We start from the raw sequence: 25,698 nt of genomic DNA, 5'->3' as shown, positions 1-25,698 counted from the left end.
CAGATGGTGAAAATTATTGCTATCTCTAGAGAGAGCGGAAATAGGCGGTGGAACAAGGAGCGCGGTGGCTGCGGGCGAATCGGCCAGGTGGAAGGGAAGGCAGGAGCTCAGACGTGCTCTGCGGTTGGTCCGTACTTCCCCGGAGGCCTCACGAGAGGCCTCGGGAACGGCCGGGCGCTATACGGCGGCGGCCGGAGCCGAGGAGCGGGTGGCGAAAAGGCTCTCCGTACTGGGTGATTATGGCTGGGAAGGGCTGCGGGACCGCCGCTGGCCCGGGACGAGGTCGGCGAACGTCGACCTGATCCTCGTCGGGCCCGCAGGGGTTTACGTCATCGACGTCAAAGCGTGGAAGGACGTTCCCGAAATCAGGGACGGCCGTCTTCACGCCGGATCGGAATGCCGGGACCGGGAGGTCGACAAGCTGCTCGCGATGACCCAGGTGGTCGAGGAGCAGGTCGGCCTGCTCGGAATGTCGCCTGTGGCGGTCCGTCCGCTGATGGTCTTCGAAGGCCACCGACTGGACCTGAGTTCGGGAAGGGTCCGCCTGCTGGGCGGCGCCGACGTGGTCCGGGAACTGCTCGCCCAGCCCGAGAGGGTGACGGGGCCGATGATCGGGGCGGTCGTCCGCCATCTGGAGAGCGCTTTTCCGGAGTACGAGTGCGCGGAGGTCGAGGAACAGCCTGCGGACGAAGAAGAGATCCTGGCCCTGTTCGACGTGGAGGAGCTCAAGGAATCGGAGCGGAGAGCCGCTCTCAGTGCTCCGGTGGAGCAGTGGATGACCTTTCTCGCGCCCGACCAGGTGTCCCTCACCCGGCGCCGTTGGAACGGCCCTGCCCGGGTCAGCGGTCCCGCCGGCACCGGCAAGACGGTGGTGGGCCTGCACCGGGTGGCCCATCTGGCCGCGCGCAGCACCGGCCGTGTCCTGTACATGACGTTCGCCAACAATCTGCCGCGCGTGCAGGAGCAGTTCCACCGGCGCATGTCACCGGGTACCGCCGGCCGGGTGGATTTCACGAGCCTGCACGGGTGGGCTCTCACTTTCCTGGCCGAACGCGGCGTCAAGGCGAACCTGGACGTGGTGAAGGCCGAGACGGCGTTCTCACTGGCTTGGAAGCGTTTCGGTTCCTACAGCGCACTGACGGAGATGGACCCCTCGCCCTCGTATTGGCGGGACGAGATCGACTACGTCATCAAGGGCCGGGGTCTGGCGTCTCTGGAGGAATATCGCCTGCTGGCACGGCACGGCAGGCGCACGGCGCTGCTCGGGCGGCATCGTGAGGCGGCCTGGCTTCTGTACGAGGAATACGAGCTCCTCCGTGCGCAGAAGGGCGTCCACGACTTCAACGACGTCATCACGATGGCTCTGAAAGAACTCCGCGAACGGCCCAGGGAACCGGCTTATTCGGCCGTCGTCGTCGACGAGGTGCAAGATCTCAGCCTCAATGCCGTCAAAATGGTGCACGCCCTGGGCGGGGACGGCCCCAACGGTCTTCTGCTGATCGGCGACGAGCAGCAGGCGGTCTATCCCGGCGGATTCCGCTTGTCCGAAGCGGGAATCGACGTCAAAGGACGGGCCGTGGTCCTGCGCACCAATTACCGCAACGCCGCTCCGATCCTGGCCTCCGCGCAGTCCCTCATCGCCGAGGACTCCTTCGACGACCTGGACGGCGCCCGCAAGAACGGGCGCCAGGATGTGGAGGCGGTGCACCATGACGGTCGGCACGTGGCCGAAACGGCCGCCACTCTCACCGAGCACGACCAGCTCATGATCGATGCACTCAGAGCCCTCCACACGCCCGAGGGCGGTTCGTCCGCCTGGGCTGACGCGGCCGTCCTCTGCGCCACCCGCCGCCAGATCGACTACTACCAGCGACTTCTCACCAAGTCGGGCATCCCGGTGCTCCGCTTGGAGCACTACGACGGGCATCCCGTTCCCGCGGTGAAGTTGGGGACCTACCTCCGTGCCAAGGGATTGGAGTTCAAATACGTCTTCCTGCCGTACGACACCGCTCCGGCGCCCTCCGACCAGGAGCGCTCCGAACTCTCCCGTCGCCGCTTCTACGTGGGCATGACCAGGGCACGGGACTTCCTGTGGTCCTGCGTCATCACCCCGCCGGTGTGAAGGTTCAGGTCCGGCGTGGGGGGCGGGGGAGGAAGCCGCTGGTGCGGGCGACGTAGGCGGCGTATTCGGGGCCCCGGTGGCGGGACATGCGGCGTTCGAGGAGGGCCTTGCCGCTCTTGTTGAGGAGGGTGTGGGTCATGAGGACGGGGGCCGCGACGGTCAGGAGGCCGGTCCAGTGGGAGCAGGACAGGAGGAACAGGGACCACCAGACGGTGGCGTCGCCGAAGTAGTTGGGGTGGCGGGTCCAGGCCCACAGGCCGCGGTCCATGATCTTGCCCTGGTTGGCGGGGTCGGCCTTGAAGCGGGACAGCTGGGCGTCGCCGACGGTCTCGAAGAGGAAGCCGACCAGCCATACGGCCACGGCGGCGTAGGTGAGGGCGGTGACGCCGGAGGTCTGGTACATCGCGAACTGGACGGGGAGGGAGACCACCCACATGATGGAGCCCTGCGGCCGGTAGATGGTGCGGATGACGAAGGGGACGAGCCCGCCCTGGTTCTTGCGCAGCAGGGCGGCGTAGCGGGGGTCCTCGCCGTGGCCGCGGTTGCGCGTGTGGATGTACAGGCCGAGGCGCAGGCCCCAGACCGCGGTGAGGGCCAGGGCGATGAGCCGTACGGCGGGGTCGCCCGCGTCCTGCAGGGAGGACGTGACGTAGGAGACCGCGGCGATGACGACGAAGCCGAGGCCCCACACCACGTCGATGGCGCTGAACACGCGGGTGCGCAGGGCGACGGCCATGGTGGCGAGCATCGTCAGCGTCACGGCCAGGACGGTGGCGCCCAGGTTGATCAGGAGGGCCGTCCAGTTCATGCCGTCAGCTCCTTGGCGAAGTCCTGGAAGCCGTCCTGGGCGTGCGCGTATTCGTGGGCGGGGCCCTTGCGGCTGCGTTCCAGCAGGGACGCGAGTTCGGCGGGGTCGTCGGCGCCGGGCGTCAACGCGACGGTGCCCCACTCGACGGACGTCGCGACGCGCAGGCCTCCGGCGGCGGCGACGATGACCTGGCCGTTCAGCGTGCTCGCGGGGGAGACCAGGGCGGCGACGACGGGGGCGACGGCGGAGGCGTCCATCGCCTCGCGGTAGCGGGCGTCCATGCCGGCGTCCGTCATCTGCGTGGTGGCGTACGGGAGCAGGACGTTGGTGTGGACGCCGCGTGAGGCGCCTTCGACGGCGATGGTCTTGCCGAGGGAGATCAAGGCGCCCTTGCTGGCCGCGTACGCCGAGACGGTCGGCTCTCCGTGCAGCCCGGCGGCGGAGGAGACGAGCACGATCCGGCCGTGGCGCTGCTCGCGCATGACGGCGGAGCACGCCGCGGCGATCTGGGAGCTGCCCAGCACGTTGGTGCGCATGACCGCCTCGAACGCCTCGGGCGTCGTCTTGTGGAACATGGCCGGGCCGCTGATGGCGGCGCTGGTGACGCAGGCGTCGATCCGGCCCCAGGTGTCCAGGGCGAGGCGGACGACGTTCGACGCCGTCGCGGGGTCGGTCACGTCGCCGTGCTCGGCGACGGCCTCGCCGCCCATGGCCTTGATCTCGGCGACGACGTGGTCGGCGGGCCCGAGGCCCTGGTCGTCCACGACGCGGTTGCGGTTGTTGACCACGATGCGCGCGCCGCGCGCCGCGAGGTCGAGGGCGAAGGCGCGGCCGAGGCCGCGGCCGCCGCCGGAGATGACGACGACCTGTCCGTCGAGGGGGGTGCTCATGCGTCCATCCGTTCGATCAGTACCGCGACGCCCAGCCCGGCGGCGCCGCTGACCGCGGCCACCCCGTACCTTCCGCCGCGGCGTTCCAGTTCCTCCACGCAGCCGCCCGCCATGATCGCCCCGGTGGCGCCGAAGGCGTGTCCCAGGGCGATCGTGCCGCCGTTGGGGTTCATCCGGTCGGGTCCCGCGCCGAGGTCGCGGCGGAACTTCAGGCACAGCGCCGCGAAGGCCTCGGCGAACTCGAAGACGTCGATGTCTCCGGGAGTGAGCCCGGCGCGGGCGATGACCGCCTCGACGGCCTGCTGCCCGGCCGTCAGCATGATCACGGGGTCGGTGGCGACGGCGGCGGAGCCGATGATCCGCGCCCTGGGCCGCAGGCCCAGGGCGGCGGCGGTCTCGGCGGAGCCGAGCAGGAGCAGCGCGGCCCCGTCGGCGAGGGCGGGCGAGGTGCCGACGGTGTGCAGGTGGCGGATCTCGCCGGCTTCGGGGTGGGCGGCGAGCGCGATGGCGTCCTGTCCTTCGGCGCCGAGGCCGGCGAACGCGGGCGGCAGCGCGGCGAGCTGCTCCGGCCGGGTGTCGGGGCGGACCAGCTCGTCCTGGGAGAAGAACGACCCGTCGGGCAGCTCGACGGGGACGACGGACCGCGCGTGCACGCCCTCCTCCCAGGCGCGGGCGGCCTTGCGCTGGGTCTCCACCCCGTAGGCGTCGAGCTCCTCGCGGGTCAGCCCGTCGAGGGTGGCGTTGAGGTCGGCGGCGATGCCCATGTGCACCGAGCCGACGTGCCTGATCGTCTCCGGGTCGGTCCACAGCGGCCCGCGGTCGCTGAACATGGGCACCCGCGAGACGCTCTCGACGCCGCCCGCGACGGCCAGGGAGAGGTCCCCGGCGCGGATGCGCGCGGCGGTCTGCGCGACGGCGTCGACGCCCGAGGCGCAGAAGCGGTTGATCGTCGCTCCGGGGACGCCGTGCCCCCAGCCCGCCAGCAGGGTCGCGGTGCGGGCGAGGTCGGCGCCCTGCTCGTCCACCTGCGAGGCGGAGCCGATGATCACGTCCTGGACGCGGGACGGGTCGAGCCCGGTGCGTGCGGCCAGCGCCCGCTGGAGCCGGACGACCAGCTCGACCGGGCTCACCCGGTGCAGGGCGCCCCGGCTGGAGCCCTTGCCCCGGGCGGTGCGCACGTAGTCCAGTACCAGCGCTTCGGTCATGCGGCGCCTCCCTTCCTCCTCCTAGTTACTCTTTTAAATGTAGTTTGATGGGCCCGGGAAGAACAAGACCGGATCTCCTGCTTTTCCGGCTCTGTGCTGGAGGGCCGGGGAGCCCGTCATTGACGACTTACTCTCATTGTTGTAGTAAGAACTCGGAGGCGGCCGAGCCCGGCCGCACACGCTGAGGGGAGAACCAGAGATGACCGCAGCCGTGTCGATCCTGGGCGGCCACCAGACGGACTTCGCCCGCAACTGGGCACGCACGGGAGGGGAGTTCGCCGACCTCACCGAGGAGGTGACGGTCCGGACGCTCCAGGACGCCGGCCTCGAACCCGGCGACATCGAGGTCATCCACGTCGGCAACGCCTTCGGCCAGCTGTTCACCGGGCAAGGACAGCTGGGAGGCATGCCGGCGACGGTCATCCCTGAGCTCTGGGGCGTCCCGGCCTCCCGCCATGAGGCCGCGTGCGCGTCCGGCGGAATCGCCGTCCTCTCCGCCATGGCCGACCTCGAATCCGGCCGCTACGACGTCGCCCTGGTGCTCGGCCTCGAACTGGAGAAGACCGTTCCGGGCGACGTCGCACCCCGGCACCTGGGCGCAGCGGCGTGGGTGGGGCACGAAGGCCAGGACGCCAAGTTCATGTGGCCGTACATGTTCAGCGCCCTGACCGACGAGTACGACCGCCGGTATGGCATCGATGACGCCCACCTCCGCGCGATCGGCGAGCTCAACTTCCGCAACGCCCGCGTCAATCCCCACGCCCAGACCCGCGCCTGGGAGCTCTCCGAGGCGAGTTTCAGTGCCGATGACAAGGTGAATCCGCTGGTCGAAGGTCGTCTGCGCCGTCACGACTGCAGCCAGGTCACCGACGGCGGCGCGGGAGTCGTCCTCGTCAGCGAGCGTTACCTGCAGAGACGTCCCGAGCTTCGAGGGCGCGCACGCATCCAAGGCTGGGGCCACCGCACCGCAGGGCTGCCGTTGCAGCAGAAGCTGGACCGCTCGCGCGACGAGCAGTACGCGCTCCCACACGTTCGCGACGCCGTCCAAGACGCGTTCCGTCGCGCCGGAATCCCCGACGTGGATGCCCTCGACGGCATCGAGACGCATGACTGTTTCACCATGTCGGAGTACATGGCCATCGACCACTTCGACATCACAGCCCCGGGCGAGAGTTGGAAGGCCGTCGAGAACGGCGACCTGGAGAAGGACGGACGCATCCCCGTCAACCCCAGTGGCGGCCTCATCGGAGGCGGCCACCCGGTGGGCGCGACCGGCGTACGCATGCTGGTGGACGCGTCCCGGCAGGTCACGGGCACCGCCGGCGAAACCCAGGTGGACGGCGCGAACCGCTTCGCCACCTTGAACATCGGCGGCAGCACCACGACGGTCGTCAGCTTCGTCATCGGCACCGACCAAGGAGAATGACCATGGACGTTGAAGTCCTGGGACGGGTGCTCTCCACCCTGCCTTCCGACGACGACCACCCGTACCGGACGGGCCCCTGGCGGCCTCAGACCACCGAGTGGAAGGCCGACGACCTCGAAGTCGAAGGCGAGATCCCGGCGGACCTGGACGGCATCTACCTCCGCAACACCGAGAACCCCGTCCACCCCGCACTGGAGGGCCGCTACCACCCGTTCGACGGCGACGGCATGGTCCACGTCGTCGGTTTCCGCGACGGCAAGGCGTTCTACCGCAACCGCTTCGTGCAGACCGAAGGCCTGCTCGCCGAACGGGAGGCGGGCCAGGCGCTGTGGGCGGGCATCGCGGAACGCCCGAGCAAGTCGATCCGCCAGGACGGCTGGGGCGCGCGCGGACGTATGAAGGATGCCTCCAGCACGGACGTCGTCGTGCATGCCGGCGTCGCCTTGACGAGCTTCTACCAGTGCGGCGACCTCTACCGGCTCGACCCGCTCACCCTGGAGACGCTCGGCAAGACCACTTGGAACGGCGATTTCCCGTCCTGCGGCGTCTCCGCGCACACCAAGGTGGACGAGCACACCGGCGAACTGCTCTTCTTCGACTACGGCACCGACGCGCCTTTCATGCACTACGGCCGGGTGGACGCCGACAACAGGCTCGTCGACTACGTCGAAGTGCCGCTGCCCGGCCCCCGCCTCCCACACGACATGGCGTTCACCGAGAACTACGCCATCCTCAACGACTGCCCCCTGTTCTGGGAGCCGGAGCTGCTGAAGAAGGACCTGTACGCGTCTCGCTTCCACCCCGAGCTGCCCACCCGGCTGGGCGTCCTGCCGCGCAGGGGCGGCGGCAAGGTGCAGTGGTTCGAGGCCGATCCCACCTACGTCCTGCACTGGGTGAACGCGTACGAGGAAGGCGACGAGATCGTCCTCGACGGTTTCTTCCAGGGCTCTCCCGAACCCCAGGACACCGGAGACGGCAGCTTCTATCAGCGAATGTTCCGCTTCCTCGCCCTCGACAGGATGCAGACGCGCCTGCACCGCTGGCGGCTGAACCTCGTCACGGGCCAGTGCAGGGAGGAGCGCCTCAGCGACTCCATCACCGAGTTCGGCGTGATGAACAACCGCTACGGCGGCCGTCCCTATCGCTACACGTATGCCGCCACCGGCCTGGACGGGTGGTTCCTGTTCAACGGCCTCGTCCGGCATGACGTGGTGACGGGCGCGGAGGCGCGGTACGCCCTGCCGGAAGGCGTTTATGGAAGTGAGCCTGCCATGGCCCCGAGGGTCGGGGCGTCGGGTGAGGAGGATGGATACGTTGTTACTTTGACCACGGACATGAACCAAGATCGTTCCGAATGTCTGATCTTCGAGGCGTCCAGGCTGGCAGACGGCCCGATCGCCCGGATCCGGCTTCCCGAGCGCGTCTCCAGCGGCACCCACGCCACCTGGGCGCCGGGTTCGGCGATCCCCGGCTGGTCGGACGCGGACTCCGCGGCCGCGGCGGCCGGGCTCTGAAAGGCGACCTTTGACCAGACCTCCGACGACCCTGCCGACCGAGACGCCCCAGCAGCTCGTCCACCCGCCGGACCGGCCCACCCGGCTGCCGGCGGACGGCACCAACGCGGTCGGATGGACCCTCGGCCTCATCGGGGACGAGTGGAACCTCCTGATCCTGCGCTACGCGATGCTGGGAGTCCGGCGATACGGGACTTGGAGGCAGGAACTCCCGATCTCACACGCCGTGCTCACCCGAAGACTTAACGTTCTCACTGAAATGGGGATATTCGAGAGGGTCGAGTACCAGAAGAAGGCCAAGCGGTTCGAGTACGTCCTCACCCGGCGCGGACGCGAGCTGTGGCCGGTGCTGCTGACGATCTGGGCCTGGGAGGCGAACTGGGTGCCGGTGCATCCCGAGCGCCTGCCCCGGATGGTGCACCGCACGTGCGGGCAGGAGTTCCTCCCGGTGCTCACGTGCACCGCGTGCGGGCAGCCCGCCCGGGCCGCCGACGTCAGCGGCGGCTTCGGTCCGAGCGGCACCTGGAGCCGTTCGGTCCCGGCCGCCACGACCCGCCGCCGCTCGGCGTCCGCCGAGGGCGCGGGGATGTTCCCCGAGACGATGGCCCTGATCGGCAACCGCTGGTCGGCGGCCCTGCTGGGCGCCGCCTTCCAGGGGGCGCACCGGTTCCGCGACTTCGAGCAGCGGCTCGGCGCCCCGCCGACGATCATCTCCGACCGGCTCCGGGTCTTCTGCGAGCTGGGCGTCTTCACCCAGACGCCGGGAAGCGAGCGGGCCGACTGGCAGAGCTACCACTTCACCGACAAGGGCCGGGCCTTCTACCCGGTGGTCATGACCGCGATCGACTGGGGGCAGCGCTGGTTCCGGGCTGCCGAGGGCCCGGCTCTGGTCTACACCCACCGCAGTTGCGGCCAGGACCTGCAGACCCAACTGACCTGCGACCACTGTGCCGGCCTCCTGCGCGGCACCGAGGTGCTGGTCGAGAACAGCACCTGATCAGGTAGGCCCGCCGCCCAGGCGGGGAGAGGAGCACCCCCGACGATGCCGTCTTCCATCCCTGACCTCCTGCGCAACACGGCCTCCAAGGCCCCCGACGCCCTGGCCGTCACCGGCGACGGCCGCGAGATCACCTACGGGCTGCTGGCCGAGCGCTCCGACCGGGTGGCGGACCTGCTGTCCGCCCTCCCGGTCGGCGCGCGCGTCGGCTACGTCAACCGCAACGCCACCGAGTACTTCGAGCTGCTGTTCGGCGCGGCGAAGGCCGGGGCGGCGCTGGTGCCGCTGAACTTCCGGCTCAGCGGCGACGAGATGCGCTGGATTCTGGACGACGCCGACGTCTCCCTGGTCGTCGCCGGGCCAGAGCACGCCGCGGCGCTCGCCGGCCTTGACGTTCCGCTGATCATTACCGGCGGGCCGTACGAGGAGTGGCTCTCCGGCGGGAAGCCCGCCGACCCGCGCCGCGAGGTCTCCGGAGACGGCCTCCTGGTGCTCATGTACTCCTCAGGGACGACCGGGCGCCCCAAGGGCGTGCAGATCACCGCCGCGGGGCTGGCCGCCGGAGTCGAGCTGTTCGGCGCCTGCTTCGACATGAGCGGGCACCCCGTCAGCCTCGTCCCGATCCCGTACTTCCACATCGCGGGCGCCGGATGGTGCCTGGTGACGATGGCCAACGGCGGCACGCTCGTGCAGACGGCCGAGCCGACCCCCTTCTCGATGCTCGACCAGCTCGTCCGCCACAAGGCGACGCACACCGCGATGGTCCCGGCCGTCATCCAGATCCTCTGCGAGCTCCCCGCGGCGAAGGAGGCGGACTTCTCCGCACTCCGCCAGATCGTCTACGGCGCCTCCCCGATCTCTGAATCGCTGCTGGCACGTGCCGTGGAGCTGTTCAAGGCCGACTTCTTCCAGTCGTACGGCCTGACCGAGACGATCGGCGTGACGACGATGCTCATGCCCGACCAGCACCGCCTCGACAACCCGGTGAAGGGCCGCCTCCGCTCAGCCGGGAACGCCGTCCCCGGCATGGAGGTCGGCGTGGTCGACCTCGTGACGGGAGAGCCGGCCGCCCCCGACGTCGTGGGCGAGGTCGTCGTCCGCGGCCCGTGCGTCACCACCGGCTACTGGCGCGACCCGAAGGCCACCGAGGACGCCTTCCTTCCGAGCGGCTGGCTGCGCACCGGTGACGCCGGGTACCTGGACGCCGACGGCTACCTCTACCTCCAGGACCGCATCAAGGACATGATCGTCACCGGAGGTGAGAACGTCTACCCGGCCGAGGTCGAGAGCGTCCTGGCAGCACACCCCTCCGTCCTGGAGTCCGCGGTCATCGGCGTCCCCTCCGACAGGTGGGGCGAGACCCCGCACGCCGTCGTGGTCCGCCGCCCCGGCGCCCCCGAGGCCACGGAGGGGGAGCTCATCTCCTGGCTCCGCGACCGTATCGCCCACTTCAAGTGCCCCGCGGCGGTCACCTTCACCGACGCCCTGCCCCGCAACGCCTCGGGCAAGATCCTCAAGCGCGAGCTCCGCCGCCCCTGGTGGGAGGGCTCAGACCGCCGGGTCGGCTGACACCGTACGGACACCGGAGGGGCCGGGGACACCGCGCGGCCCCCGGCCCCTCCGGCGAGTCGTCAGCCCCAGGCGGGGCAGTGGGCGTAGAGGCCCTCGTCGAAGTTGTTCTCGTACTGCTGGTAGGTGGTCGCGCCGGTGATGCGCAGCAGGGTCTCGTCGTTGTAGCGCAACGAGTTGTTGTGGTAGTTGTGGCTGCCCGTGAAGACCAGCTTCAGGCCGGTCGTTCCGGCGTAGCTGCCGGAGCCGGACTCGATGGTCATGTACTTGGAATGCACGGTGTTGTCGGTGGCCGCGCAGCGCTTGATGCCGTTGAGCTTGCCGCTGATGATGCTGCCGACGCTGGAGCCGTCGAAGTCCTCGAAGACGACGTAGACGCGGCAGCCCTGGTTCTTCAGGGCCACCAGCTTGTTGGCGATGGCGGTGCGGCCGAACTTGAGGACGCCGACGCGGATGCGGGTGAGGGCGTTGGCGTCCGTGCCGCACACGACGTTGTCGAGGACGTTCACGATGGTGTCGGACTGGGCGTACGGGTAGGTGTAGAGCTTGTGGCTGCCGCTCCCGCCCGTCCAGTACTCGTCGTTGTCCGGGGTGGTCGTGCGGTTGATGCCGGCCTTCAAGCGGTTGAAGTAGCCGTTGTAGAGGCCGTACACGCCCGCGTCGGCCACGGTGTAGGCGTTGTTCCAGTAATTGGTCCGGTTACCGGACGTCATGTTGGCCGAGGTCTGGACGACGACGTTCTGCGCCGTTCCGACCTGCGAGAACATGAAGAACTTGTTGTGGTTGATGCCCGTGCCGAGGCATCCCCAGCCCTGCTTGCACTGGGCCGCCCAGGAGTCTCCGGTCGCGCTGTAGGCGCCGAGCCCGGCGCGCAGCGCGTTGTAGGCATCCACGGAGTCGCCGTCCACCGAGTTGTTCATCAGGACTTTGACCTTGACGTTCCGGTTGGCGTGCGCCGAGATCAGGGCGTCCCGGATCGCCGTCTCCCGCCAGGTGTACATCACCACCCGGATCTCCGACCCGCTGGCGGCATTGTTGATCAGGTTGAGCAGGTGGTTCTGGATGACGTTCTCCGCACCCGCCCCGGCTGCCGTCGGCCGGTTGAAGATGGCTCCCTCAGGCGGCGTGTAGGCCGCCCGAGCAGGCGCACTGACCAGGAGAAAAGCAAGGGGGAGGAGCGCAGCGAGGTACCTCAACCCAGATCTCATGCGATTTCCTTCGACTGTCCGAAATAGCCGCCGCTACGGTAGAACAAGATCGTTCGACCGTGCGTGGCGTCTTTCGGCCAGCCGGATCAGGTTTGAGAACCCGGTGAGACGTGATCGGCGCGGAGGCGGTTCTTCAGGAGTTTGCCGGAGGCGTTGCGGGGGAGGGCGTCGGCGAAGGTGACGCCCGAAGGGCATTTGAAGTGGGCCAGGCGTTGCCTGGACCAGGCCACGAGCTCGGCGGGAGTGACGGAGGCACCGGGCTTCAGGACGGCCACGGCGTGGGGGACCTCGCCCCAGCGGTCCGACGGGACGCCGATGACGGCGACCTCGGCTATGGCGGGGTGGGCCGTCAGGACGCTCTCGACCTCGGCGGGGTAGACGTTCTCGCCGCCGCTGACGATCATGTCCTTCAGACGGTCGTGCAGGTAGAGGTAGCCGTGCGCGTCGAAGGAGCCGCCGTCGCCGGTGCGGAGCCGGCCGTCGGGAAGGAGGACTTCCCCGGTGGCCTTCGGGTTGCGCCAGTAACCGCGCATGACGTGGCCGCCGCCGATGAGGACCTCGCCGCGTTCGCCTGGCGGGAGCTCGGCGAGGGTCTCGGGATGGACGACCTTCACCTCCACGCCGAGCATGGGTCTGCCCACCGAGGTGAGGCGGTGTTCTTCACCCGGCTCGGGAAAGTGGTCTTCGGGGGTCAGTACGGTGACGCCGCCGGTGGATTCGGTCAGGCCGTAGCTCTGCAGGAACTTGCAGCCGATGGCCCGGGACGCGGCGTGGATGACCGGCAGGGGGATGGGGGAGGAGCCGTAGACGATGTACTTCAGCGCACTCCAGTCGGCCTTTGTGACGTCGGGAAGGGCCACCAGCCGCTGGATCAGGGTCGGGACGAGTGCCGCGTGGGAGACGCGGCGGCGGATGAGGAGATCGCGGAGCTCCTCCGGGGCGGTGGCCAGCTCCAGAAGGAGGGCGCTGCCGTTGACGGCGGCGACCATCGCCAGGCCGAAGCCCGAGATGTGGAAGTAGGGGATGGGGGCCATGGCGACCGACGTCTCGTCGAGGTCGATGTCGTAGTGCATCGTCGCCAGCGCCTGGCCGAGGTTGCGGCCGCTGAGCATGATGCCCTTCGGGAGGCCCGTCGTGCCGGAGGTGTAGAAGATGAGCGCGGTGTCCTCCGGGTCGGGGAGCACTCCGGGGTCCTCGGCGGGACGGGCGGACAGCCAGGACGCGTAAGGCGTCGTGCCGGGAGCCCCGTCGAGGGTGACGACGCGGGTGAGGGACGGGACGGCGCCCGGGGCGGGCGCGAGCCGCGCGTCGCCCGCCCCGAGCACCAGTACGGAGGGCTCGGCGTCGTTGAGGACCCGAACCAGTTCATCAGGGTGGAGGCGGTTGTTGACGGCCGTCGCTATGGCACCGGTTTTCGCGGTGCCGTAGAGGACTTCCAGGAACGACGGGGCGTTCGCGCCGATGTAGGCGACACGGTCTCCGGGCTTCACGCCGTCCGCCAACAGGGCTTGGGCGACCTGTGATGCGCGGGCGTCGAGTTCGCCGTACGTCGTCGTACGGCCGGTTTCGATGACGGCGGGGAGGGCGGGGGTGGCCGCGGCGCGGCGGCGGAGGATGTCGGCGAGGCGTTCTACGCGCGTGCCGTCGGCATGCAGGGCGTAGTGGGCGTCGAGACGGGTGGTCATCGGGTTCCTCCGAAGGGGAAGGGCGCGAAGACGGGCGGCTCGAAGATGCCGGGAGGAGCGGCGAGTACCTCGGGGATCGCGCGGATGACGGGACCCGAGGTGACGTACTGGCCGGCGGTGGTGCGGCTTCCGGGCTCGTTCGGTTCGATGAGGTTCAGCGTCATGGTCATCCCGGGCCTGCCCTTGACGGTGACCGTCCAGTGGTCGCGTCCGGCGTAGCGGGGCAGTTCCGGGTCCATCGTCCACACGATGGAGAGGCTGAGGGTCCGCCTTCCGCGGCTGACCAGATGCCAGCGCCACTCCGTGGCGGCGACCGTGCCCTCCTTGATGAGGCCTGCGGGCACGTGAAGGTCGCGGGTGGCGAGCTCGATGTGGTGGTCGGGCTCCAGCCCGTCCACGGGCAACCCCATCCGTTCGGCCATGAACAGGAGGGTCTCGGAGTAGAGCTTCTGGTAGAGCGCGGGCAGTTCACCGGCGGTCAGATCGATCCGCCCGGGGTCCGAACCCATGCCCATGACGTCGAACACGAAGTTCGGGTCCGGCACCCTGCTGGCGTCCAGGACCTCGTCGATACCCACGTGCTCGAGTTCCAGGCACACCCCGGTGAGCGCCAGGACGATGCGCTCCCCGATCACTCCGGGGCTGATGCCGACGCCGTAGAGCGTCGTACCGCCCGTACGGCATGCATCCAGGAACATCTGCTCCCGCTCGCCGCCGTGCGCGCGGGGAAAGTGGTGTCCTGCCGTCGTGATGACGTTCTTGCCGGAGCGGAGCAGCGCGCACAGGTCGGCGTCGTGCGTCTCGTACGGGACTTGGAGGCGCGGCGTGTGGATGACGAGATCCGCGTCCGTGGCGAGGATCTCCGCACGGTCTCGGGTGGCGATGATGCCGGTCGCCGGACGCCGCGCGATGTCCCCGGCGTCACGTCCGGCCTTGCGGTCGCCGTAGACGAACAGGCCGGCCAGTTCGAGTTCGGGGGAGTCGAGGACGGCGCGCAAGGTCGTCTTCCCGATCGCGCCGGTGGCCCACTGGATGACTCGGACGCTCACGCACCCTCCTCGGAGACGGGAACGAGGCGAACGACGAGCCCGGAGAGCACGTGTTCGGCCGCCTGCGCGGAACGCAGGTCGACGGCGATGAGTCCGGTACGCCCGGCTGAGGGCACGAATCGCACCAGACCGGATCCCACCTGTACGGAAGTGGCGGAGGCCGGAGGGGCGTCCAGCAGGTGGGCCCACAACGAAGCCGTCTCCTCGGGCGAGTCCACCGCGATGTCCACCGCCACGAGATCCCCGCCCGGAGCGTCCGAAGGCCGTTCCGGAACGTCCCAGGTGTCGTAGTGCCAGTGCCGTCCGTCCGGGAGAAGGTCCGCTTCGAGCATCACGCCCAGATCCGCGGGGTGGAGCTGGACGATCTCCGCCCCGTGGAACTCCTGCCGGTGCACCACCCGCACTCCGCGCCGTGAAGCCCGTTCGACCAGCGCGTCCGTGTCCGGCACCCGGACGGCGACGACGTACCCGCCCGCCCCGCGCGCCAGGAACCGATGCAGCGGAGAGGAAGGGGCGGAAGGGGCGAGGAACTCCAGGTACGTCCGCCCCAGGTTGAGGACCTCGTTGACCATCCCCCAGCTCGCCAGCTCCGGGTCGGGGAAGCCGGGCGGCAGCCCCAGCACCTCGCGCGGACGGGTGGAGAGCTCATGCCCGGCGGCCGACGCCTGGACGAGTTCGAGCCCGTTCACCGGCCGGTCCGCAGGTTCGAGACGTGCAGCAGCTTGGCCAGCTGCCTTTCGTACGCGGCGGGGTCGCGGGACATCCGGGCCCGCGCGTCGACCGCCATCCAGTCGGTGTCGGCGACGTGCTCCCCGCGTGCGACGGCCTTCAACCCGGCGCGGGCGACGTCCCGGGGGTCCTCCTTCTCGCCGTCCACGTGCGAGGCCATGCGGGTGTCGACCGATCCGACGATCAGCGCGGTCACCGCGGTGCCCTGCGGCTCCAGCTCGGCCCGCGTGATCGTGCTCAGCCACAGCGCCGCCGCCTTGGAGGGGGAGTAGCCGCCCATGAACGGCGCGGGCACCATGCCCGCGACCGACAGCACGTTCGCGATGGCGCCGCCTTTGTTGGCGGCCAGTACCGGGGCGAACTCCCTGGTCATGGCGAGGACCCCGAAGTAGTTGACCTCCATCTCGGCCCGCGCCGCGTCCGGGTCCTCGGCCTTGACCAGCCGCTCCCCGGCGAACAGCCCCGCGTTGTTGATCAGTAGCGAGACGTCCGGGCAGGCCGCGGCCGCCTCGCGCACCTGCGCGGGATCGGTCACGTCCAGCCTGACGGGCACCACGCCCGGCCCCGGGGCGATGTCGCCGGGGTTGCGCGCGGCGGCGTACACGCGGGCGGCGCCCTGCGCGAGCAGCTCCTCGACGAAGGCCCGTCCGATGCCGCGGTTGCCTCCGGTCACCAGCGCGGTGACGCCCTCGATCCGGATCATGCGCCCGCTCCGTTCAGGTTCGTGTAGACGGGATCGTTCGGGTACTTGCCGCTCCGCGTGAGGCCGGCCGGATCGCCGATGAGCATCCCGAAGAGCCAGGTCTCGCTGGCCGGGGCGTCGTGGCTCCAGTCCCAGACGAGCGCGCGGTGCGCGATCCCCCACCGGCCCCCGCGCCGCTCCATCCGGTCGACGATGCGCGCTCCGACGAAGGAGTGGCCGGGCCCGTCCGGGGTGCGGACGTAACCGAACGTGGTCACGTACGACTCCGCCTGCGCGGTGTCGGGGTCGTCGGGCGAGAGCTCGACCAGCACGTTCGTCATGCAGTGCATGGTCCGGGAGCGCGGGTGGGTGAGGACCGCGCCGACGCTGGCCACGTAGTCGTCGGCGGTGCCGGTGAAGACGCCTCCGTGGTCCTCGGTGGCACCGGGCAGGTAGCAGGCGCGCACGCCGCCGACGTCTCCGCGGTCGACGGCGCGCAGGTAGCGGGCGAGTACTTCGTAGATCTCCTGTTTGTCCAGCAGGGCGCGTACCGCGGCTTCGCTCATCTCGGCCTCCTCGTCGAGTCGGGGGTGATCCCGGTCTCGGTCACGCTACAACTAAGAGAGTGAGATGACCACCCGTTGACGTGGTCACTCTTTTTGTTGTAGCAAATGATGTGACCGGCAGCACACTGCTAATTGAAGTGTCACCCCCGTAAGGAGCCAGCCGGATGCCCACCGTCACCCCACCCCCCGAACTGAAGATCTCGGACGTGACCCTGCGTTTCGGCGGCGTCACCGCCCTGGACGGGGTGTCGCTCACCGTCGCTCCCGGCGAGATCTGCGGGCTCATCGGTCCCAACGGAGCCGGCAAGACCACCCTGTTCAACTGCGTCACCCGCATCTACCGGCCGGACTCCGGCTCGATCACCTTCGGCGGCGCCGACCTTCTGCGCACCCGTGCCGACCGGATCATCCGCCTCGGCGTCGCCCGGACGTTCCAGAACCTCGCGCTCTTCCCCTCCCTGACCGTCCTGGAGAACACCCTCGTGGGCGCGCACTCCCGCAGCCCGGCGGGCTTCGCCGCGGCCGCCCTGGGCAGGCCCGCCACCCGGCGCACCCAGCGCAGGCTGGAGGCCGAGGCCCGTGAGATCCTCGCCGACCTGGCGCTGTCCGAGGTCGCCGACCTGCCCGCCCACGGGCTGCCGTTCGGCACGCTCAAACGGGTCGAACTGGCCCGCGCGCTGGCCGCGGAACCCGGGCTGCTGCTGCTCGACGAGCCCGCCGGCGGCCTCACCCACGCCGAGGTCGACGAGCTCGGCGAGCTGATCATGAGGCTCCGCCGCGAACGCGGCCTCGGAGCCCTGCTCGTCGAACACCACATGGGCCTCGTCATGGGCATCTGCGACCACGTCGTGGCCATGGAGTCGGGCCGCGACATCGCCGACGGGACGCCCGAGGAAGTGCGGTCCGAGGAGCGGGTCATCGCGGCCTACCTGGGGCGTGCGTCATGAGCCTGCTCGAGGTGACCGGCCTGACCGCCGGCTACGGGCCCGCCCGGGTCCTGCACGGGCTCGACCTGAGGGTCGAGGAGGGCGAGGTCGTCGTGGTGCTCGGCGCCAACGGGGCCGGAAAGACCACCACGATGCGGGCGCTCAGCGGCCTCATCCCCCACACCGGGACCGTCGTCTTCGACGGGCGGTCCCTGGACGGGCTGGGCCCCGACGCGGTCGTCGGGCGCGGAGTGAGCCTGGTCCCGCAAGGGCGCGGGACGTTCTCCCACCTCACCGTGCTCGACAACCTGCGCGTCGGCGCGGCGCTGCGCCGCGACAAGGCGGGGATCCGGGAGGACGTAGACCGCTGGTGCTCGGTCTTCCCGGTCCTCGCCGAACGCGGCGGCCAGGAGGCGGGGACGCTCTCCGGGGGCGAGCAGCAGATGCTCGCCGTCGCGCGGGCCCTGATGTCCCGGCCGCGGCTGCTGCTGTGCGACGAGCCGAGCCTGGGCCTGGCGCCCCGGATCGTCTCGGAGCTGTTCGCGACCCTGGCCGACGTCAACCGCGCCGAGGGCACCGCCCTGCTGCTCGTCGAGCAGAACGCCGACCTCGCCCTCGACCTCGCGTCCCGCGTCTACCTCCTGGAGGTCGGCCGGGTCGTGGCCGAGGGGGAGGCCGCGCGGTTCCGCGAGGACGAGTCCATCCGCCGCGCCTACCTGGGGTTGTGAGGGACACCGATGGACATCTTCCTCGAGCGCCTCTTCGACGGCGTCACCAACGGAGCCGTCTACGCGATCATGGCGATGGCCCTGGTCGTGGTCTTCCGCGGCACCGGCACGATCAACTTCGCCCAGGGCGAGATGGCGCTGTTCACCACCTACGTCGCCTGGTGGCTGACGGTCCAGGGGCAGCCCGTCTGGATCGCGGCGCTCGTCGCGGCGGCCGTCGGGTTCGTGCTGGGCGCGGTCACGGAGCGCACCCTGATCCGGCCCATCCGCAAACGCAACGACATGGCCTCGCTCATCGTCGCGCTCGGCCTGTTCACCGGGTTCAACGCGCTCGCCGGGCTGATCTGGAACTCCGAGTCCAAGAACATGCCGAGCCTGTTCCCCGCGGGGCAGGACGACTTCACGACGGTCGGCGGAGCCCGCCTGTACTTCGACGCGCTCGGCGTCTGGCTCGTGGTGATCGTCCTGATCGGCGCGGTGTTCTTCCTGTTCAACCGCACCCGGCTCGGCCTGAACATGCGGGCCGTGGCCGACAACCCCGAGTCGGCCGCGCTCGCCGGGGTGCCGACGGGCCGGATCCTCATGCTCGGCTGGGGCCTGGCCGGGATCATCGGCTCCTTCGCCGGCGTGCTCATCGCGCCCCTGTCGGCCCACCAGCTCGGGCTGACGACCATGTTCCCGATCCTCATCTACGCCTCGGCCGCGGCCCTGTTCGGCGGGCTCGACAGCCCGGTCGGCGCGGTCGTCGGCGGCCTGGCCATCGGCCTCCTCGAGGCCATGATCACCGGTTACGTCGGCTTCGTCGGCGGCACCCTGCCGCAGACCGCGGCACTGGTGATCATCGTGTTCATCCTGCTGTTCAAGCCCACGGGCCTGTTCGGCACCCGGCAGATGGAGCGGTTGTGAACTCTCCACGTCTCGCTGTCGCCCAGGGCTCGGCGCGGCACCGCGCGCTGCAGCTCGGCGGGCTCGCACTGGTCGCGCTGGTGCTGCTGTGGGGCGCGGCCCAGGAGCCCTTCCGGGTCGGCCAGCTCACCAGCGTGCTGATCTTCGCGATCGCGATCAGCGGGCTCAACCTCGCCACCGGCTACACCGGGCTGCTGTCCATCGGGCACTCGGCGTTCTTCGGGCTCGGCGCGTACACCACCGGCGTCCTCGTCGTCACCTACGACGTCGAGCCGATGCTGACGCTGCCCGTCGCGACCGTCCTGTGCTTCGTCCTCGGCTTCCTCGTCGGGCTGCCCGCCCTGCGCATCCGCGGCCTGTACCTGGCACTGGTCACCCTCGCGGTCGGCGTCGCCTTCCCCGAACTCGTCCGCCGCTTCACCGACCTCACCGGCGGCGCGGCCGGCATGGTCATCCGCTCCAAGCAGCTCGCCCCTCCGGAGTGGACGGGCCTGTCCCTCGGGCAGCGCGGCGTCTGGCTGTACTGGGTCAGCGCCGTCACCCTGATCGCCGTCCTGCTGCTGGTGCGCAACCTCACCCGCAGCCGGACGGGCATGGCGATGATCGCCACCCGCGACAACGAGGCGGCCGCGGCTTCGTCGGGCGTGCACATCGCGTCCGTCAAGACCATCGTGTTCGGGCTGTCCGGGGCCATCACCGGCCTGGCCGGCGGGCTGTTCGCGATGTACGTGGGGGCGCTGTCACCCGACGGGTCCTTCACCCTCCTGAAGTCCATCGAGCTCATCACCGGGCTGTTCGTCGGCGGCGCGGCCACCCTGTACGGGCCGGTCGCGGGCGCGCTCGCCGTCGTCTTCATCCCCTACTACAGCTCGGACCTGGCCTCCGGACACCTGTCCGGGATCATCTTCGGCGCCGTCCTGATCCTGATCGTCTTCCTCATGCCCGAGGGAGTCGTCGGGGTCCTGAACCGCGTCATGCGCCGCTTCGTGCGTGTCACCCCCACCTCCCCCGCACAGAAGAAGAGGAAAACGCGATGAGAACGACCCACCTGACCGCCCTCGGCGTCTCGGCGGTACTGCTGCTCTCGGCCTGCGGCACCGGCGGCTCCGCCGAGGAGGAGGCCACCGGCGCCCCCGGTGAGATCATCTCCGCCGCCGACTGCGCCGATCCCGAGGCCGCGGCCGAGAAGATCACCGGCACGCTCAAGGTGGGCTGGAGCGCGCCGCTGTCCGGGCCGCTCGCCGCCGCCGTCGGCGCGGTCATCGACGGCATGAACGCCCGGTTCGCGGTCGCCAACGAGGCGGGCGGCGTCGACGGGGTGAAGATCGAGATCGTCGCCAAGGACGACGCCTTCAACCCCGAGAAGGCCAAGGCCAACGGGCTGGAGCTCATCCAGAAGGACAAGGTCCACGTGCTGGAGACCTTCGGGTCCGGCCAGCTCAACGCGATGGCCGACGACCAGAACGAGGCGTGCGTGCCGCTGCTGTTCGCCCAGGCCTCGCTGCCGGAGTACAAGGACGCGGAGAACTTCCCCTGGACGACCGAGTACCTGCCCGAGGGCGGCGTCGAGATGAAGGCCGTCGTCGAGCAGCTCAAGAAGAAGTACCCGGACGGGGTGGAGGTCGCGCTCGCCGCCAACCAGACCGAGTCCGGGCAGAGCTACGCCGAGGGCTTCAAGGAGGCGATCAAGGGCACCTCCATCACCATCGTGAAGGAGGCGCCGCTCACCGACCCGAACGCGGCGGCCACCACGCTCAAGGAGAGCGGCGCGAAGGTGCTGGTGGACGCGGGCGTCACGACCGACTGCCTCGCGCTCACCCAGGCCGTCGGGCGGTCCGGCTGGAAGCCCGAGACGTTCGTCCAGCCCGCCAACTGCGTGGACGGTGCCACCCTGTACGCGCCCGCCGGGGACGCCGCGGACGGGCAGCAGGTCATGGTGTGGCTGAAGGACCCGGGCAACCCGCTCTACAAGGAGGACCCGGTCGTCCGGGAGTACCTCGCCGCCACCGAGAAGCACGGCGTGAAGGCCCCGCTGAACAACTACACCGTCAACGGGTGGGCGATCGGCGACCTCATGGTGGACGCCTTCACCGAGGCCGCTGCGTCCACGGACGGGCTGAGCCGGATCGGGATCGCCAAGGCCGCCCGCACGCAGTCCCACGAGCCGTCCATGTTCATCGACGGTGTCAGGTGGACGATGACTGTTGAGAATTCTCTCGGTATTTCAGGATTCAAGCCCTTTGCCTGGTCCGCTGAGAAGAGGATCTTCGAAGAGGCCGGTGACGTCATCGACATCTCCGGAAGCTGACTCCCGGCGGGTCGGCGCGCCGGCCCGCCCCTGATCTCTGGGAACGAGGAGAGGACAACGCGATGGGTCACCGAGGACTGCACCCCGCCGAACGCGTCGCCGAGTACAAGGCCGCGGGCTGGTGGAGCGACGAGACCATGGACGGGCTGTTCCGCGCGCGGGTGGCGGCCGATCCCGACCGGCTCGCGGCCGTCGACCCCGCCAACAAGGCCGACCTGACCGGCGAGCAACCCCGCCGGCTGACCTGGCGAGAACTCGACGCGGAGGTCGACGGGCTCGCCGACCTCCTGCTGACACACGGCGTCGGCGAGGGCGACGTGGTGGGGCTGCAGATGCCCAACACCGTCGAGCTCGTCGCCGCCTACCTCGCGTGCTGGCGGATCGGGGCCGTGGTCTCGCCGCTGCCCGCGCAGTACCGGGAGCACGAGATCGGCGAGCTCGGGCGGCTCGCGGGCTTCAACGCCTACCTGACGGTGGACCGCCTCGGGGACCGCTCACCCGTCCAGGAGATCTGCGACGTGCGCTCCTCGCTGCCCGGCCTGCGGACGGTCTTCGCGTACGGGGCGTCCCTGCCGGACGGCGTCGTGCCCATCGCCTTCGCCCCGGGGGCGCGGGAACGCGTCGAGGCCTACGCCGCCGAGCACCCGGCCGACCCGAACGACTGCGTGACGATCTGCTGGACGTCCGGCACCGAGAGCACCCCGAAGGGCGTGCCGCGCACCCACTACGACTGGCTCGCCATGAGCTGGGCGACCGTGGACGCGCCGCAGCTGACCTCCGAGGACGTGCTGCTCAACCCGTTCCCGATGGTGAACATGGCCGGCATCAACGGCATGTTCCTGCCGTGGCTGCGCGTCGGGGGAGTGTTCGTCCAGCACCACCCGTTCGACCTGCCGACGTTCCTGAAGCAGATCGCCATGGAGAAGGCGACGTACACCGTCGCGCCTCCCGCCCTGCTGAGCCTGCTGCTCGCCCGCCCCGAGATCCTCGCCGCCGCCGACCTCAGCTCGTTGCGCATCATCGGCTCCGGCTCGGCGCCGCTGCCGCCCGCGATGGTGCGTGGCTGGCAGGAGCGGCACGGCATCGGCGTCATCAACTTCTTCGGCTCCAACGAGGGCATCGCGCTCCTCACCGACCCGCAGGACGTGCCCGACCCCGAGCAGCGCGCCCGCTACTTCCCCCGGTACGGCGTCCCCGGCGTGAAGTGGACGTCCCGCGTCGCCGAATGGGTCGACGTGCGCCTGGTCGACCCCGTCTCCGGCAAGGAGGTGACGGAGCCCGGCGTGCCGGGCGAACTGCGCATCAAGGGGCCGACGATCTTCCCCGGTTACCTGAACGGCGCCGACCTGCCCACCCCGTTCGACGAGGAGGGCTACCTGCGCACCGGTGACGTCTTCGAGATCGCCGGCGAGGACGGACGCTTCCTGCACTACGTCGACCGAGCCAAGGACCTCATCATCCGCGGCGGCATGAACATCGCCCCCGCCGAGCTGGAGGGCCTCCTGGCCGGGCACCCGTCCGTCGCCGAGGTCGCCGTCGTCGGCTACCCCGACGACGTCCTCGGCGAGAAGGTCTGCGCCGTCGTCGTCCCCGCGGAAGGCGCCACCCCCACCCTGGACGAGCTCGTCTCCCACCTGCGCGACCAGCGCATCGCGTCCTTCAAGCTCCCCGAACGCCTCGAACTCCGCCCCGCCCTGCCCCGCAACCCCATCGGCAAGATCCTCAAACGCGACCTGCGCAGGGAGCTCCAGTGACCGACGAAGAGAAGCTCCGCACCGTCCGGGAGATGGTCGGCGCCTGGAACGCCCGCGACTGGGACGGGATCGTCTCCCTCTTCGCCCCCGACGGCGTCCTCCACAGCGTCATGCAGGCGCCCCTGCACGGCCGTGCCGCCATCCGCTCCCGCCTGGCCCTCCTCGCCGAGGGCCTCACCCACCTGGACCTCCGGATCCGGGCCATGGGCGTCATCGACGGCCGCGTCTTCCTCGAACGCCGCGACGTCTTCGACAACTCCCACGGCCGCACCGAGGTCCCCGTGGTGGGCGTCCTCACCCTGCAGGACGGTCTGGTGACCGAATGGCTGGAGTACTACGACCGGGCAACCCTTCTCGCCGGCTTCGGCCGCACCCCCGTCACCGACTTCGACGCCGCCTGACCCGCGGGGAGGCCTTCACCGGGCCTCCCCGCCCTTCCGGAGCCGGAGACCATCCGGGTTCATCCGGGTTTTCGATACCCGGACGACTTCGAAGAGTAAAGAAGCCTTCTCGTTTATGCCAGGGAATCTGACCTCACGTCATGGGTTGGTCATGGCACCCGGTTAATTCTCCTCACGGGTGCGAATTTCTCAGATCCAGATGGCGCAGGGGAGGCCGTCGCTGAAGGTCTCCGGAGGGTCGGGAAGGGGGCGGGCCTCGCCCCGGGAGACGCGGCGGGCGGTCCAGGCCGCGGCCGCGGCGTCGAGCATGTCGTTGACGTCGGCCTTCAGCCCGGGATCGCCGAGCTCGTTGGGGAGCATGATGCCGGCGCGGGCGAGCAGCTCGCGGCGGTGGTGGGCGCCGGACCAGGACGACTTGCGGGAGCGCAGGTGCTCGCCGGCCAGCGCCGCGAAGCTGACCTCGGGACGCACCTCGACGACCGGGAGGTGGGTCTCGCGCACCCAGCGGTCCACCTGGAGGATCTTGGGCCTGAGGGAGAACGCCTGGTGGGTGAAGCCCTCGCCGGCCAGGCGGAGGTTGGTCTCCTTCGCCGTGGAGATGTCCGTGCTCTCCAGCGCCTCGCGCACCGGCATGATGAACACCGAGCACCACTGGGGCCCGGCCTCCTTGCGCGCGAGCACGTCGGCCTGCCGCCGCCCGGCGTCGGCCAGCCCGATCGGCATGTCCACCGCCACCATGTCGACCTTGCCGTCCCGCTCGACCTGGTCGACCAGCTGGTCGATCTCCGGGGCGTGGTAGGCCGTCAGGCCCCCGTCCCACTCCACCGCGATGCCCACCCACCCCCTGCGGCAGGCGTCCACGCCCAGGACCCGCGGCTTGTTCATGCACTTCTCCCCGGTTTCTTTCACGTCGAAGACGACTGTAGAACCTCCGGGATCATCTCACCGCCATAACGGACGGACTACGAAAATTTATGTCACTTATCACTGGGACCACCCGGGCGGGATTCACACTCCGTATGCGCCCGCCGGAGTCCTTCCGCCGGGTCATATCGGATCGGACCTCAACGTCACCACCCGATCACGCTACTGTCAATCACAAATCGGTTACAGCAGAGTTTGTCGACCGATGGCCTGTCCTCCAGCAAAATGCCGAAGTCCGCCGCATATCCGGCCGCGCACCCTCCTGGTAGGAGAGCCCCGCCCGTGGTGCCTCTCCGCGTCTTCGGCGTTGTGATGTGTAGGGATTTTTCCGTCGACTCGCCCGCGGGAGGGCCCTCCTTTGCCCGGTCTTGGCGTTCGGGTGTGGTAGCGGGACGATCACGCTGGGTAGGGGGCGTCGGGACCAAGACCTTTGTGACTTCGGGAAAGGGAGCTCGTGCTTCGTACTCGCCGTTTCGCAGGTGTTCTGGCCGTCGTCGTCCCGCTGGGGGTGGGGGCCGTGCCGGCGGCCGCGTACGCGGCCGCCGAGAAGGGGACTCGGGTCGCGGTGAAGGAGCCGCCGGGCGGCGGGGCCGTCACGAGGGTGCAGAACGGGGGGATGCTGACCCGCAAGAGCGTCGGGGGCAAGGAGAACTTCGAGTACCACTTCGAGGTCTGGCAGGTGCGGGGCGGGATCACGCCCGGCAACCTGAACGCCGAGGTGACGGGGGCGATGCAGGTGCCGCTGTCGGGGCCGGCCTCGCTGGGCGAGGCGTCGGGGACCCTGAAGGAGGGGGTCGCGCTGCCGTTCGACCTCAGCGTGGCCAAGGGCGACGCCCGGCTGTACCTCAAGGGGGAGAAGCAGGTCTGGGTGCAGATCAAGGCGGTCACCCCCTACGGGAACTACGACCACGACGTGCACCTCTTCGACATCGAGGCGGCGAAGGGCACGACGGGCGACACGACGAAGGACGCCACCGCCAAGGACGGCGCGGCCAAGGACACCACCGCCGCGGACGGCACGACGAAGGACACCGCGGCGAAGGACGCCACCGCCAAGGACGGCGCCGCGAAGGACGCCACCGCCGAGGAAGGCGTCGCGGCGGACAAGGTCGTCAAGGACACCCTGTACAAGGTCGGCTGACGCGGCCTTCCCGGCTCCGCGCGCCTCCGGTCCCTCCCGTGTCGGGCCGGTCCGCGCGGAGCCGGGCTCCCGGGCCGCAGGACCGCCGGATCGGCGGAGAGCGTCCGCCGTTTGCCGGGCCACGCGGGTCACGTGCGACTTCACAATGGTGCTCGCGGTC

Annotated in this window: 23 protein-coding genes; 13 read left to right on the top strand and 10 right to left on the bottom strand. The window is 69.9% G+C overall.

Annotated elements, in window-relative coordinates; translation table 11 throughout:
- Positions 1 to 64: 64 nt before the first annotated feature.
- A complete protein-coding gene (locus tag C2865_RS00225; protein ID WP_106396245.1) occupies positions 65 to 2,122 on the top strand; it encodes a nuclease-related domain-containing DEAD/DEAH box helicase in 2,058 nt (685 codons plus the stop codon).
- 4 nt (positions 2,123 to 2,126) lie between these two features.
- Here C2865_RS00225 and C2865_RS00220 read toward each other — a convergent pair whose 3' ends face one another.
- The 3 genes from C2865_RS00220 to C2865_RS00210 are packed head-to-tail and all read right to left on the bottom strand — an operon-like array spanning position 2,127 to position 5,025.
- Positions 2,127 to 2,930 carry a DUF1295 domain-containing protein gene (locus tag C2865_RS00220; protein ID WP_106396244.1) on the bottom strand — a complete coding sequence of 268 codons (804 nt, stop codon included), beginning with the start codon at positions 2,928 to 2,930 and terminating at the stop codon, positions 2,127 to 2,129.
- Positions 2,927 to 3,820, bottom strand: a complete 894-nt coding sequence (locus tag C2865_RS00215; protein WP_106396243.1) for an SDR family NAD(P)-dependent oxidoreductase — start codon at positions 3,818 to 3,820, stop codon at positions 2,927 to 2,929. Before C2865_RS00215 ends, C2865_RS00220 begins: the two co-directional genes overlap by 4 nt.
- The gene (locus C2865_RS00210; protein ID WP_106396242.1) at positions 3,817 to 5,025 is read right to left on the bottom strand and encodes an acetyl-CoA C-acyltransferase; all 1,209 of its coding nucleotides are present in this window, start codon (positions 5,023 to 5,025) and stop codon (positions 3,817 to 3,819) included. Before C2865_RS00210 ends, C2865_RS00215 begins: the two co-directional genes overlap by 4 nt.
- A 199-nt stretch (positions 5,026 to 5,224) precedes the next feature.
- Here C2865_RS00210 and C2865_RS00205 point away from each other — a divergent pair, with 199 nt between their 5' ends.
- From C2865_RS00205 to C2865_RS00190, 4 genes are read left to right on the top strand one after another with little or no spacing between them, the layout of a single operon-like run.
- Entirely contained in the window at positions 5,225 to 6,451 is a 1,227-nt protein-coding gene (locus C2865_RS00205) for an acetyl-CoA acetyltransferase (RefSeq protein ID WP_106396241.1), read from the top strand.
- A 2-nt stretch (positions 6,452 to 6,453) separates the two neighbouring features.
- The gene (locus tag C2865_RS00200) at positions 6,454 to 7,965 is read left to right on the top strand and encodes a carotenoid oxygenase family protein (protein WP_106396240.1); all 1,512 of its coding nucleotides are present in this window, start codon (positions 6,454 to 6,456) and stop codon (positions 7,963 to 7,965) included.
- A 10-nt stretch (positions 7,966 to 7,975) separates the two neighbouring features.
- Positions 7,976 to 8,962: a winged helix-turn-helix transcriptional regulator gene (locus C2865_RS00195; RefSeq protein ID WP_232835260.1), complete on the top strand. Its 987-nt coding sequence runs from the start codon at positions 7,976 to 7,978 to the stop codon at positions 8,960 to 8,962.
- Positions 8,963 to 9,007: 45 nt separating this feature from the next.
- Positions 9,008 to 10,531 carry an AMP-binding protein gene (locus C2865_RS00190; protein ID WP_106396239.1) on the top strand — a complete coding sequence of 508 codons (1,524 nt, stop codon included), beginning with the start codon at positions 9,008 to 9,010 and terminating at the stop codon, positions 10,529 to 10,531.
- A gap of 62 nt (positions 10,532 to 10,593) precedes the next feature.
- Here the strand turns inward: C2865_RS00190 and C2865_RS00185 are convergent, their stop codons facing one another.
- From C2865_RS00185 to C2865_RS00160, 6 genes are all read right to left on the bottom strand, one after another.
- A complete protein-coding gene (locus C2865_RS00185; protein WP_106396238.1) occupies positions 10,594 to 11,739 on the bottom strand; it encodes a phospholipase D-like domain-containing protein in 1,146 nt (381 codons plus the stop codon).
- An 86-nt stretch (positions 11,740 to 11,825) separates the two neighbouring features.
- Entirely contained in the window at positions 11,826 to 13,424 is a 1,599-nt protein-coding gene (locus tag C2865_RS00180; RefSeq protein ID WP_106396237.1) for a long-chain-fatty-acid--CoA ligase, read from the bottom strand.
- Positions 13,421 to 14,473: an NAD(P)H-dependent amine dehydrogenase family protein gene (locus C2865_RS00175; protein WP_106396236.1), complete on the bottom strand. Its 1,053-nt coding sequence runs from the start codon at positions 14,471 to 14,473 to the stop codon at positions 13,421 to 13,423. Before C2865_RS00175 ends, C2865_RS00180 begins: the two co-directional genes overlap by 4 nt.
- Positions 14,470 to 15,162, bottom strand: coding sequence for a VOC family protein (locus C2865_RS00170; RefSeq protein WP_106396235.1), 693 nt, complete (start codon positions 15,160 to 15,162; stop codon positions 14,470 to 14,472). The genes C2865_RS00175 and C2865_RS00170 overlap by 4 nt, the downstream gene beginning before the upstream one ends.
- Positions 15,159 to 15,905, bottom strand: coding sequence for an SDR family oxidoreductase (locus C2865_RS00165; protein WP_106396234.1), 747 nt, complete (start codon positions 15,903 to 15,905; stop codon positions 15,159 to 15,161). The genes C2865_RS00170 and C2865_RS00165 overlap by 4 nt, the downstream gene beginning before the upstream one ends.
- A complete protein-coding gene (locus C2865_RS00160) occupies positions 15,902 to 16,450 on the bottom strand; it encodes a nuclear transport factor 2 family protein (RefSeq protein ID WP_106396233.1) in 549 nt (182 codons plus the stop codon). The genes C2865_RS00165 and C2865_RS00160 overlap by 4 nt, the downstream gene beginning before the upstream one ends.
- A gap of 164 nt (positions 16,451 to 16,614) precedes the next feature.
- On the opposite strand from C2865_RS00160, the gene C2865_RS00155 reads away from it, so the two are divergent.
- The 7 genes from C2865_RS00155 to C2865_RS00125 all read left to right on the top strand — a co-directional run bounded on the left by C2865_RS00155 (position 16,615) and on the right by C2865_RS00125 (position 23,473).
- Positions 16,615 to 17,397 (top strand): ABC transporter ATP-binding protein, encoded by a 783-nt coding sequence (locus C2865_RS00155; protein WP_106396232.1) that lies wholly within the window; start codon positions 16,615 to 16,617, stop codon positions 17,395 to 17,397.
- A complete protein-coding gene (locus tag C2865_RS00150) occupies positions 17,394 to 18,104 on the top strand; it encodes an ABC transporter ATP-binding protein (protein ID WP_106396231.1) in 711 nt (236 codons plus the stop codon). The genes C2865_RS00155 and C2865_RS00150 overlap by 4 nt, the downstream gene beginning before the upstream one ends.
- A 9-nt stretch (positions 18,105 to 18,113) precedes the next feature.
- A complete protein-coding gene (locus C2865_RS00145; protein ID WP_106396230.1) occupies positions 18,114 to 19,010 on the top strand; it encodes a branched-chain amino acid ABC transporter permease in 897 nt (298 codons plus the stop codon).
- Positions 19,007 to 20,047 (top strand): branched-chain amino acid ABC transporter permease, encoded by a 1,041-nt coding sequence (locus C2865_RS00140; protein WP_106396229.1) that lies wholly within the window; start codon positions 19,007 to 19,009, stop codon positions 20,045 to 20,047. The genes C2865_RS00145 and C2865_RS00140 overlap by 4 nt, the downstream gene beginning before the upstream one ends.
- A complete protein-coding gene (locus tag C2865_RS00135) occupies positions 20,044 to 21,318 on the top strand; it encodes an ABC transporter substrate-binding protein (RefSeq protein ID WP_106396228.1) in 1,275 nt (424 codons plus the stop codon). The genes C2865_RS00140 and C2865_RS00135 overlap by 4 nt, the downstream gene beginning before the upstream one ends.
- 62 nt (positions 21,319 to 21,380) lie before the next feature.
- Positions 21,381 to 23,072 carry a class I adenylate-forming enzyme family protein gene (locus tag C2865_RS00130; RefSeq protein ID WP_106396227.1) on the top strand — a complete coding sequence of 564 codons (1,692 nt, stop codon included), beginning with the start codon at positions 21,381 to 21,383 and terminating at the stop codon, positions 23,070 to 23,072.
- Positions 23,069 to 23,473 carry a nuclear transport factor 2 family protein gene (locus tag C2865_RS00125; protein WP_198652794.1) on the top strand — a complete coding sequence of 135 codons (405 nt, stop codon included), beginning with the start codon at positions 23,069 to 23,071 and terminating at the stop codon, positions 23,471 to 23,473. Before C2865_RS00130 ends, C2865_RS00125 begins: the two co-directional genes overlap by 4 nt.
- Positions 23,474 to 23,662: 189 nt before the next feature.
- Here C2865_RS00125 and C2865_RS00120 read toward each other — a convergent pair whose 3' ends face one another.
- Positions 23,663 to 24,358 carry a DUF429 domain-containing protein gene (locus C2865_RS00120; protein WP_106396226.1) on the bottom strand — a complete coding sequence of 232 codons (696 nt, stop codon included), beginning with the start codon at positions 24,356 to 24,358 and terminating at the stop codon, positions 23,663 to 23,665.
- Positions 24,359 to 24,851: 493 nt separating this feature from the next.
- Here C2865_RS00120 and C2865_RS00115 point away from each other — a divergent pair, with 493 nt between their 5' ends.
- Positions 24,852 to 25,538, top strand: coding sequence for a hypothetical protein (locus C2865_RS00115; protein ID WP_157963485.1), 687 nt, complete (start codon positions 24,852 to 24,854; stop codon positions 25,536 to 25,538).
- Positions 25,539 to 25,698: the final 160 nt, after the last annotated feature.

The sequence above is a fragment of the Actinocorallia populi genome (assembly GCF_002995495.1).
Lineage (GTDB): Bacteria > Actinomycetota > Actinomycetes > Streptosporangiales > Streptosporangiaceae > Actinocorallia > Actinocorallia populi.
The sequence above is the reverse complement of the archived record's forward strand: the minus strand, read 5'-3'. Positions and strand labels throughout refer to the sequence as shown.